This window comes from Porphyromonas levii DSM 23370 (genome assembly GCF_000379925.1).
In the GTDB taxonomy this organism is placed as follows: Bacteria; Bacteroidota; Bacteroidia; order Bacteroidales; family Porphyromonadaceae; genus Porphyromonas_A; species Porphyromonas_A levii.
In genome coordinates this window covers 1-10,747 of record NZ_KB904296.1, presented here as the reverse complement: position 1 = coordinate 10,747, position 10,747 = coordinate 1, and the positions used below count along the sequence as shown (strand labels likewise).

General features: G+C 41.9%; 9 protein-coding genes and 1 pseudogene. 2 read left to right on the top strand and 8 right to left on the bottom strand.

All coding sequences use genetic code 11. From position 1 onward, the window contains the following. From A3GG_RS0109910 to A3GG_RS13485, 4 genes are all read right to left on the bottom strand, one after another. A partial coding sequence (locus A3GG_RS0109910; protein ID WP_018359140.1) for an ABC transporter transmembrane domain-containing protein occupies positions 1 to 1,379 on the bottom strand: 1,379 nt, incomplete at its 3' end. Positions 1,380 to 1,589: 210 nt separating this feature from the next. Next, positions 1,590 to 2,552 (bottom strand): hypothetical protein, encoded by a 963-nt coding sequence (locus tag A3GG_RS0109900; RefSeq protein ID WP_018359138.1) that lies wholly within the window; start codon positions 2,550 to 2,552, stop codon positions 1,590 to 1,592. A 213-nt stretch (positions 2,553 to 2,765) separates the two neighbouring features. Further along, positions 2,766 to 2,942: a bacteriocin gene (locus A3GG_RS13180; RefSeq protein ID WP_018359137.1), complete on the bottom strand. Its 177-nt coding sequence runs from the start codon at positions 2,940 to 2,942 to the stop codon at positions 2,766 to 2,768. A gap of 436 nt (positions 2,943 to 3,378) precedes the next feature. After that, positions 3,379 to 3,531, bottom strand: a complete 153-nt coding sequence (locus A3GG_RS13485; RefSeq protein ID WP_018359136.1) for a hypothetical protein — start codon at positions 3,529 to 3,531, stop codon at positions 3,379 to 3,381. Between the two features lie 491 nt (positions 3,532 to 4,022). On the opposite strand from A3GG_RS13485, the gene A3GG_RS0109885 reads away from it, so the two are divergent. Then, positions 4,023 to 5,069 carry a sensor histidine kinase gene (locus tag A3GG_RS0109885; RefSeq protein ID WP_169333164.1) on the top strand — a complete coding sequence of 349 codons (1,047 nt, stop codon included), beginning with the start codon at positions 4,023 to 4,025 and terminating at the stop codon, positions 5,067 to 5,069. After that, complete coding sequence (locus tag A3GG_RS0109880) at positions 5,062 to 5,778, top strand: response regulator transcription factor (RefSeq protein WP_018359134.1); 717 nt, start codon at positions 5,062 to 5,064, stop codon at positions 5,776 to 5,778. Before A3GG_RS0109885 ends, A3GG_RS0109880 begins: the two co-directional genes overlap by 8 nt. Before the next feature lie 70 nt (positions 5,779 to 5,848). Here the strand turns inward: A3GG_RS0109880 and A3GG_RS0109875 are convergent. The 4 genes and pseudogenes from A3GG_RS0109875 to A3GG_RS12310 all read right to left on the bottom strand — a co-directional run. Then, positions 5,849 to 6,082: pseudogene (locus A3GG_RS0109875) on the bottom strand (cysteine peptidase family C39 domain-containing protein); the annotation flags it as partial. Between the two features lie 18 nt (positions 6,083 to 6,100). After that, the gene (locus A3GG_RS0109870) at positions 6,101 to 8,413 is read right to left on the bottom strand and encodes a porin family protein (protein ID WP_018359132.1); all 2,313 of its coding nucleotides are present in this window, start codon (positions 8,411 to 8,413) and stop codon (positions 6,101 to 6,103) included. 715 nt (positions 8,414 to 9,128) lie between these two features. Next, positions 9,129 to 9,602: a hypothetical protein gene (locus A3GG_RS0109865; RefSeq protein ID WP_018359131.1), complete on the bottom strand. Its 474-nt coding sequence runs from the start codon at positions 9,600 to 9,602 to the stop codon at positions 9,129 to 9,131. A 1-nt stretch (position 9,603) separates the two neighbouring features. Continuing rightward, a partial coding sequence (locus A3GG_RS12310) for an ATP-binding cassette domain-containing protein (protein WP_018359130.1) occupies positions 9,604 to 10,747 on the bottom strand: 1,144 nt, incomplete at its 5' end.

Genomic DNA, 10,747 nt, shown 5'->3' with positions numbered 1-10,747 from the left:
ACATCCTGCCACGAGTAGATGAATTGTATGAGTTGCTCCACAGGACTATTGAGCTGACCGATAATGTACTGCACCGCCAGCATCATACCGAGCGTCATATTGCCCTGTATCACAGCTGTTGCGGCAAGTACAGTAATCAAGATGTTCTTCACTTCGTTGATGGTAATACTTCCAGCCTGTTGTACTTGCTGGAGATTGAGGCTCTGGAGATTGACCTTAAAGAGGTCTGCCTGCACATCCTCCCACTCCCAGCGTTTCCGTTGCTCGCACCCTTGTAGCTTGATCTCCTGCATACCATTGATGAGCTGGTAGGTGACATTGCGATTGCGACCTGCTTGCTCAAAGTACTTGTAGTCAAGGGCTCTCCGCTTCTTGAGGAATAGAGTAATCCACCCAGCATAGAGCAGAGTGACGATGGCGAATACTCCAAATATCAGCCAGCTATAATAGGCCAGCACGATACTAAAGATGACGAAGGTGAAGAAGGAGAAGAGCAGATTGAGGCTATTGGAGGTCAAGAACTGCTCTACTCTCCTGTGGTCTTCAATCCTCTGCAATAAGTCGCCCAGCAACTTAGTGTCAAAAAACTTCATCGGGAGCTTCATCAGCTTGATGAAGAAGTCGCTAATCAGCGAGATATTGATCCTTGTGGAGATATGCAGTAGGAGCTTGGAGCGGATAAAGCTGATCGCCGTACGGCTAAAGAGTAGCATCAGCTGAGCCAAAAGCACTAGCCAGATAAACCCAATGTCTCGCCCCCCGATACCCGTATCAACTATCGCTTGGGTAAGGAATGGGAAAACAAGCTGTATCAGCGACCCCAGCAGCAGCCCCAATATTATCTGACCAAAGTACCTACGATACTTCTTGACATAGCTCCATAGAAAGATGAGGCGATTGCCTTTCTCCAGCTTTCCACCCTCAGTCACTTCTTGGCTGTAAAACTCGTCAGTTGGCTCTAAGAGTAGGACAATGCCCTTCTCCTCACCATTGGTTTTGGTGCTGACCCAATGCTCGCAAAACTCCTCCTTGGTGTAAGTGAGCAACCCTTTCCCAGGGTCTGCTACATAGACCCTATAATTACCCTTACGAAGTCTCTTGACCTTATAAACAACTACAAAATGATTCTGATTCCAATGGGCAATGCAAGGCATCTGAGCTTCAGCAGCGAGCATCTCAAAAGTAACACGACCACCTAACGAGTGTAAACCCCTCTTCTCCGCCGCCTTACTAATCCCCAATAAAGACACCCCATCCTTCCCTAAGGCACAATCCTCTCGGATTTGCTCTAAATCTGGATGGCGACCATAGTGCTTGACCACCATAGCCAAGCACGCTGGTCCACAGTCCATCGCATCCTTCTGCTTAAGCACTTTCATATACTACTTTGGGACTTTGACCATTACTGTTACATGCATGCTGGTTATTGAGACTGTTCATAACGCACTGACCTTTCTTTACGAAAGATAAGTTCCACACTAATTCAAGGGTGAGCATATTACCATTCACTGGAAAAATGATAGACTGTAGGCTGATGAAAACTTTCATAATATCACAATAAGAAATTGAATAATAAACCGAAAGCCTCATTATTCTTTTCTAATATTGCAATATCTCAAAGTGTAGGTTATGGCTTCTATTTCTTTATTGCTAACACTCGGAATGATGTCTAATTTTGTCTCTATTGGTATTAATTGATTGTCATAGCGACCAAAGTCAGTGTATAGTAGATAGGAAACAACATTATCCTTTGATGAGGTGAAATGTGTTTTAATTTTAGTGATAAAACCATCGTTGTCGAGAGTTACAATACACCTGAGCTCATCATCTTTCCTTAATTCCCAAGGCATTTTTTGTTGTTTTCGGATAGAAAATTCCCAAACCTCTGAATTATCTGTTTTCCCCATATATGTACAGAAAAAATTCTTGCGCTCAGATTGGTGACAAAAAGCGCGTGCTACGAGGTAGTTTATTTCAGTAGCTCGTTTCCCTATTTTTAGTATTTCACAAGTATCTGGCATTTCTTCTGATGTCACTAGGCTTGTGCTATCCATATACGTGATATAGGCATCGGAAATGCCTGACATGTGCCCCGTGTAATGATCTTTTGAATCGCTTTTATTATATGTAAAGTCCATGTCAAAGAAATATTTCCGACAGGGTAGAAGTAACCACTTTTTCTTTTTTTTAAAATACATATCTGAAGAAAACTCACTCGGGCTAACTATAATAGGATCTAAAAAATAGGATTCTTCCTCGAGATTTAGAGTGATTACACCCTTAGAAATAGTAAGGGGATCTAATAAGAGTTGTACAGTTTTGTATCCAATATATTTCAAGGTTAATGAATCATTCGGGGTAAAGAGATCAAGAGGCACTTCTATCGTGCCATTTATGGTTCCCGCACGGTGAAAATCCTTACCTATCTTGACTTCTGGATAAGGCAAACTATTTCCAGAAGTGTCAGATACTGTAATCGTGATTTTCTCTTGTGCTTGTATCTGTGTAACGACGCTCAATACGAGAAAGAGGGAGAGGTAAATCTTTTTCATTTTTTGTTGATAACTAAGTTTATAATAGGAGGTGTCCACAAAAGGGGAAATAAAACCTTACGCCATTTGGATATGCAATTCCAGACGTATGGGATGAAATTTCCGGACTTTGCTTACGCTAATGTGCCGGTGTTTTGAACCTAGCCCTGTGAACACCTCCAGGATCTTAATCAATGATGTGTTTGGGAATGAAAATCACCTTTCAATCTTTCATCAAATAGGAAATTTCCCACCGGTACGCCCATCGCCAAGATCATGGTCTTTCATCCACTCCCAAAGATCGGAAAGTTTTTCTCCAATCCAGTCAATTGCATCTCCTAACCATGAGCCACCGTTTATTTCCGACAACTCCTTGTTATTGAGTGCATTAAAATTCTTAGTCTCTATCATAACACAATTATTTATTAAATTAATCACAATAGGGGTATCCTACTGTTATTTTAGTACCGTGGCAAGTTACCCACGTTGCGGTGGCTACTATTTGATCAGAATATCAGCCGTTGCAAAAAGGTGGAGGACACGTCCTCCGCTTTCGAGGCGTACCAACCTCTACTCTACGAGCTCTGTAGATATTTTTTCCTATTTGTAATTTCAGTAGTAAGTTCTATCAGTATCTCTTATATACCTGAAACTAATATAGTCTTTGTATTCATCTAATATGCCTATTCATTCACTTTCATAAAGTTGTATTACACTATAGTTTTTCCATTATTTGCACAGAAAAACGCCCAAATTCTGTCCTAATTGTTTAATCCCACCAAGGTGTTCATGAGTAAACTATACCAACGTAGACTTTCTCTCACACAGGAAATATTCATTTCTGCATTTAATATTCCTCTAATGGAATTACTACCCCATTTGGCAAAAGGATGTATTTTTTCCCATTGATGATGACAACCATTCCTTTTTCCTCTGCACTAGAGTTTCCATTGCCTCCAGTTACTATTGATAGCTCAGTTGTTGATAATATCTCTTTCATAATGCTAATATAAAATTAGTAGATGTTATTACTCCACAAACATAGAGAGATTATTTAAGAATTCCCCTATCGAATCTAAACGATTATTTAAGCAATAAACATCTTTAGATTCAGTAGGTTGAAATTGGAATGGTTTGCTTACATTTGTGGGTTGGTCTATTATAACTGTTATCATATAAATAATATGAAATATGTCCTCTAAAATAGCAATACAACGAAATATACTCCTGGCTTGTATAGCAATGCTGTCCCTTATAGTTTTCGAAGGGTATAGGATTGCTAATGAATACCATATGACTCAAAATACTATTCAGAAGAAGATTGATCAACTCCTAATCAATTCTGCTAAAAAATACGGGCAAGAAAAATTTCTTGCGAAAATGACCAATTCTGAATATCCCAGTTTTGCTCTTAAGCCTATAGACAGCGATTCTATTCCTGTTGGTTTTAAAGTTGCTACGCTTGACACCAAATTAAGTGATGGATTAGAAATGCTGATGATTACACATGCAATTATTGAAGACCCTAAATTTCTCTCTTCTTTTACAGACTCATTACTGGTAAATGGTGCTAACCTAAATATCACATCACTTACGGTGTCTATTGAGGGGAGTAGAATAGATAAGCAAGAACTAACAAGAACTAGTGGAAGCAAAGACTTGGGACACTACAACTTTTATAGTGAATATCCTATCGTCATAGATAGTGATAGCCATATCATCAAGATGTGGGGGTGCTCTAATATGCTTCCTGAGCAAAAGGGGCTAATATTGCTTCTCTTCTTTATTCTTTTAATTACGATAATAATTGGTATTAGCTTTGTGAGACTTATCCAACAAATAAAAAGGGTACAGTATTACCAAAATGTCAATGAGCAATATTTCTTTGGCCTAGTCCATGACCTCAAAACCCCTCTTACCTATACCAAAGCCCTACTGGAGCGCATCCACCTCACAATGGCTGAAAAAGAGATAGAGCTAGCAAACCAAATTAATGAGGGCAATCTGCAAGTAGATCGTCTGGTTATAAAAGTAGATGAATTACTGACAATCCCTAAGCTTACATCCTGCAAAGAAAGTGACTTTGAGGAGGGCTATTTGGTGGATACGATAGAGCAGATAGAGGACGAACTTATTTCTACCTACACTACGATTTCGCCTACTTTCCTCATCAATATGGATGCTGACAAAAGTTACTGCCTACCGCTGGAGCATACGACTATGCTGCTGCGCATCCTGATGGACAATGCGGTTCGGTACTCGGGGGAAAGCCCTAACATAACAATAGATGTCGTGAAGAAAGAGGAAAAGCTCCTTATCTCCATCTCAGACAATGGAGGAGGACTTCCAATCCCCAAAAAGAAGGTCTGCTTCTCTGAGAAAAACAATATAGAGACGATAGGTGGTGTGGTCAAGGGACATGGTGTGGGTCTAATCACCGCTATACGTATCATGAAAGCATTGGGGGGCTGTCTCCTCTATGAGAAAATTGAGGGAGGAAGTAGATTTACAATTGATATACCTATAAAATATGAATAAGACAAAGATACTACTCGTAGATGATACTCTATACTTTGGAGCCGAGATGAGTGAACAGCTGAAAACTCAGGGCTATGAAATTATGTATATGAATAATGGCGTGGGGCTGGCCAATGCCTTAAGCACTTTTAAGCCCGACTTGGTCTTTATGGATATCGACTTAGGGCTCGGAAAGAAGAGTGGAATTGAGCTCTGCCAAGAAGTGATAAAACTATACCCTACACTTCCTGTGATTTTAATCTCTTCTAGGACGGACGCAGAGACTAGAGAGCGCGGTATCCTTGCTGGAGCGCAGGCTTTTGTAGGCAAGCCTCTCACGGCAAACCTCCTCGAGGCATACATTAATTTACACCTCAATAAAAGGAAGGAAGAGCACTATCGCGCACCTGAGTACTCTTATGATGACTTAGTAGCACTTTCAACACTCAAAGTGTCTTTTTCAAGAGGATTAATCTTTTATCCAAATGGTGAAGCCATTTCTATCAGTCCGATACCCACAACTATTCTGAGGACTCTCCTAGATAATATTGGTAAAGAGGTAACTTCTGAGCAGTTAATCACAAAGATATGGGGTGCTAACTCATCTATCAGCTCTACCTCAAGTCTCTACACAGCCATCTCCACTCTCCGCAAAGCCCTCTCATTCGATCGCAAAGTCAGGCTCCGCACCGTTCGTGGTGTAGGCTACCGCTTGGATATTGAAGTGTGATTATGTGGTTGGGGTCGATAGAATAGTGCTATTTTGTAGGTCAGATTTCATTTGAGCCACCATACTTACTTCAATGATTCCAGTAATCGATGCAGGAGAGCGGAGCTTCATTCGCTAGTGCCTCAAAAGTGATGCGCCCACCTAGCGAGTGCAGTCCCCGCTTCTCTGCTGCCTTACTAATCCCCAGCAAAGATACCCCCTCCTTACCCAGAGCACAATCCTCACGGATTTGCTCCAGATCTGGATGGCGGGCATAGTGCTTGACCACCATAGCCAAGCACGCTGGTCCGCAATCCATCGCATCTCGCTGTTTGAAATATTATCAGTGTCTTGTATTGTTGTTTCGTATCCAACCTTTTTCTCTTGTCACTTTGTCGCTTCTAAAATTGTAGGTGAAGGAAACGCCGAAACTTTGATACCCTTTCAATAGCCTCCGATCTGTTCGGACTCCATTCACATTTGATAGAAGAACCTCATTATTGCTATTGAATATGTCACTTGCAAAAAGCTTAACCAACAGACGATCTTGCAACAACCTAAAAGAGTACTCTGCATCTATTGTAAACATAGGCTCCACAACATCAAATATATTTCTGTATTTGCCCACATATACTGGTGCTATTGTGAAGTAGTGACTCTCATAATTGAACCACACTGGGGTACTTATTTCCACAAAGCCTTGTTTAAGCTTTTCCCCTAGCGGAATCACAGGGGAAAACTTGCCAAACCGATACTTTAAAAAAGGCTTTGCCCCAAAGTGTTGTGACCTAAAGAAATACCCGATGCTAATATCATATACATCTCTGCTTCCTATGTTTTCTGGTCTGAATAACAAACTTTGCTCCTCACTAATACTAGGAATCATTGCTTGGATGTCATTCCTAAGGTTTTTGGATAAGCTCAAAAACCAATCATTCCAACCCATATCTACCTTTATCTCATAGACCTTCTCTGCTCGCAGTGCCTTATTTCCCTTCTCATAGATGTTGGTCGCAATCGTACTTTGAGTGCTTCCAAGCAATGTAGAGAGAGGATGCCTAATGAAGGAGGAGAATTCAGCTGCGAATAACCATTGTCCATCTTGGTACTTGATTATTGCATTAGGAAACCATAGTAGATTTCTACTCGCTCCCTCCCGATGGATATATTCTGCATTCAATCCTACCCCGACACTCCAAGACTTACCGAGTCGCTTAGTTGCAGATATGCCTTGTGTAATGGTCATCTCCTTTAGCACATCTAGGGGAGTTTCATCCACTCTTTCCAGAAGTCTAAGCCACCCCACAGCAGTTTTGCTTTCAATAGTTAGTCCTATGTCACTATTTTCGTAGGTATAGAATAGCGATGTATTGGGGGAGTAAGTGGTGCTATAATTGTGATACAAGTCCGTTGATTCTCTCCTTTTACTTGAATACTGAGTCATCCGATTAAAGCTCCCCTCCCAATGAATCTTGTGCTTCTGTCCTATCACATAATCAATATAAGAAGAAAGCATAAGTGCGTTATATCTACGATTTTCTCTGTACTTCACAGGGATTTGATTTTCTTGAGAGAATACATCATTATGACTCGCATTATAATAGTGCTCTACATTCACACCCAAGAGGAAACGCTCGGAAATGTCATATTCAGTACTATTCATAATGTTGAGAACGTGTGTGCTAGGTTGATTTTTAATGTCAATCTCTATAGGAGACACCCCTTCAATAGTATACTTTGTATTTGAAGATGACCAAATATCTCTATTGTTATACGAGAGAAATAAATTATTCCGAAGACGCTGCGTATTCAAGCGTACCGATAAAAAGTCTGTAGTATTCCACTCCTTGGTATGCTCTAAAATGATAGTCGGCGTAATAGAATATCCAGTAATAGGTCGGAAGTGGACAATCATTTCATAAGCAACACCCCCTTTGTAGAGAGAGGATTGCCGAAACTCAAGGTTCCTAAGCTCGTGAGCATATAGCCCCTCTAATTCTTTGAGTACTTCATCGGATAGGGGGCGTAGCTTCCCCCGCTCTCCATAGCGGATTCCTACGATAGGCTTCTGATGGTAGGTATAGCTTCCACTCCTACCTACAACCCCAGGAGTCATATCAAGGATGCCACTCACGTTACTATTTTTGAAAATCTCGATCCCCTCTACTTGTATCGTGTCTCTATTAAAGCCACGGTGTACGATCTTCATCATACCTTTTACCACCACCTCTGGCAGTTGTTTAGAGATATCGACCTTGAAAGTAGTAGCAGCACTTGTGTCCCATTGATTAATATATCGCTCGAATAACTGATTCCCGAAGTAATAACCAGCAACTATTATGCTATCTGAATCTGGCAAGAGAAAGTTAAATCGTCCTTGATGGTCTGTAGTAGTCAGCACAGTATCATTTCCCACGATGCCTTGGATGAGTACTCCAGGCAGAGGGAGGTCGTTCGGATGTTCGACAACTATCCCTAGAAAGTTTTTAGAAGCAGGCACCCTGAGTCCTTCTTGGGCAAATATTGAATGATGTAAGAGGAGAAAGCAGACAAGAAATAAAGCCCTATTTACATAGGTTCCTTTTTTCTCCTTACTTGAGCTATCGTTGCCCCCAATTACTATTGATAGCTCAGTTGTTGTTAACATCTCCTTCATAATTCGTAATACATTTAATTGGTTGGTGTTATTACCCCACAAATGGGATCTGTCGTTTTTTTTGCGCTGATTATACCTTATGTTTTGCTCCAGTTATACCTTGGCCCAATCGTTGGTTATACCTTAGGTCTATCGTTAGTTATACCTTGGGGGAATCTTTGGTTATACCAATAGAGACTGCTACAGATACACATACTTCTGCCCCTAAAGTACATCTTAGATCCATCAACGCAATAAAAAACGACTGTCCCCATAAATATAGGGAAATTATTTTATACATCACCTATCGAATCTAAACGAAATTTTCACGTGAAATAATCTTTAGATTCAGTAGGTTTGGATTAAAATGATTTGAGTACCTTGCTGCTATGACAAAAGAATAATCAATGTGCCTTTGTTCCTCTTTAAGTATAGAAGTACTCTCTTCATTGATCTGTCTCCTTGATGGCAACTTGTCCTTATGATGAGAATAGTTCTCAGTCACAATAAAACTAGAGAGTTCGGGGAGCTCTATTATGCTCCTCACGGGATATCACCAATACTTTTGACCTATAAGTCTCTACACAGCCATCTCTACTCTCCGCAAAGCCCTCTCATTCGATCGCAAAGCCAGGCTCCGCACCGTTCGTGGTGTAGGCTACCTCTTGATATTGAAGTGTGATTATGTGGTTTGGGGCGATAGAATAGTGCTTATATACACCACAATAATCTATAATTATTGCTTGAATACTGGGATAAGATGGTCAAGTAAGTTGGTACGATGCTCTACTAGGGTGAAGTCGAATGTGGTATTTTGTAGGTCAGATTTGTCTTGAGCCACCATACTTACTTCAATGATTGCGGGATAGCGATTGAGGGTATCTCGTCTATTCTCTATGCTCCGCAATTGTACTGTAATGTCTTGTGCATCGAGGTGGATGGTGAGAGGAGTAGGCTCGGCAATTTTGGTCAGAGCTTTATCGTTGCCGAAAGTGATATAGGCTGGCGTAGTAGGCTCCGACACGTCGTAAAAGGTGATGGTGCCAGAATAGACCTGCTTGTAGGGCATAAAGTAGGCGATGCCAAATAGGACTAGCAATACTGCAAAGAGGATTATGGTGCCGTATCTAACCAGTGCGGGAGGGATCTGCCCCACGATGCTGCGTACCTTTTCGCTCCTCAGTTCGTAGCTTCTTTCTTGTTGCTTCATATCAGTTGCCTAGTTCCAATTGGTTCTTGACGAGTTCGTAGTACTTGCCTCGGAGGACCGTCAGGCTCTCGTGGTTGCCCACTTCTACAATCTTCCCCTCGTCCAGTACTACGATTTGGTCGGCATTACGTACGGTGGATAAGCGGTGAGCTACGACTACAACGGTTTTCCCTTTGTAGAAGTCCTCTAGTTTCTCAGTAATAGCTCGCTCGTTATTGGCATCAAGCGCATTGGTGGCTTCATCTAGGAAGACAAATGTAGGGTCTTTATAGACCATCCGAGCAATGAGTATTCGCTGTCTTTGTCCTTGGCTAATCCCTTGCCCATCCTGACCGATCATCGTGTTGTAGGCAAGGGGAAGGCTCTCGATATGTTCTGCGATGTTAGCCGTACGAGCGGCCGCTCGAATCCGCTCAATATCTGGGGCGTCATCGCTTATGGCGATATTCCGCGCGATGGTGTCACTGAAGAGATACCCCTCCTGCATCACAGCTCCGCAGTGACTTCGCCACCAGCTGAGGTTGTACTCCTCTAAGTTGGTTCCTGAGACCTTTATCTCGCCCTCAAGCGGTGAATAGTAGCCCAGTAGTAGCTTGATCAAAGTGGTTTTCCCACTTCCACTAGCTCCCACAATGGCTGTCACCTTGCCATTGGGAATGGTGAGATTGAGGTTGTCTAGGATAGGAATGGGGCTGTAGAGGTCGTACTTAAAGGAGAGGTTCTCCACCTTGATGTCCAAGTTGTCTGGTGCAAAGCTGGTGACATGGCGGTCACTATTCTCCTCATTCTCTTCGGTATGAATTTCATTCATACGGTCTAGGCTGATGCTGACATCCTGCCACGAGTAGATAGAGCTTGCTGAATTAGGGGATGTGTTTTTTGAAGAATTGAGACGCATGCAGGATATTGGCGAACGATTTGTAATTTTGGAGAAAAAAAACGAAGGAAATAGGAGCGACAAAATAATGCGGATAAGTTCCCTGAGGAACGTTATCACATTTTTCGCTAAGAAAGACATAGCGACTGCTACCTCCGTTGTCTCTGGAAGTCGTGTCCTTATCCTAGCAGCTCCGTAGCGCATCTTCACGGTTCCGAAAGTCCCCTCTACCTCATTACGTCGGTGCATCTCCTTGAGTTCTGCCTCT

Bases quoted from the DNA above. Each gene is read 5' to 3' on its own strand.
- A3GG_RS0109900 (WP_018359138.1), bottom strand. From the start codon at position 2,552: ATGAAAAAGATTTACCTCTCCCTCTTTCTCGTATTGAGCGTCGTTACA.
- A3GG_RS13180 (WP_018359137.1), bottom strand. From the start codon at position 2,942: ATGATAGAGACTAAGAATTTTAATGCACTCAATAACAAGGAGTTGTCG.
- A3GG_RS13485 (WP_018359136.1), bottom strand. From the start codon at position 3,531: ATGAAAGAGATATTATCAACAACTGAGCTATCAATAGTAACTGGAGGC.
- A3GG_RS0109885 (WP_169333164.1), top strand. From the start codon at position 4,023: ATGCTGATGATTACACATGCAATTATTGAAGACCCTAAATTTCTCTCT.
- A3GG_RS0109880 (WP_018359134.1), top strand. From the start codon at position 5,062: ATGAATAAGACAAAGATACTACTCGTAGATGATACTCTATACTTTGGA.
- A3GG_RS0109870 (WP_018359132.1), bottom strand. From the start codon at position 8,413: ATGAAGGAGATGTTAACAACAACTGAGCTATCAATAGTAATTGGGGGC.
- A3GG_RS0109865 (WP_018359131.1), bottom strand. From the start codon at position 9,602: ATGAAGCAACAAGAAAGAAGCTACGAACTGAGGAGCGAAAAGGTACGC.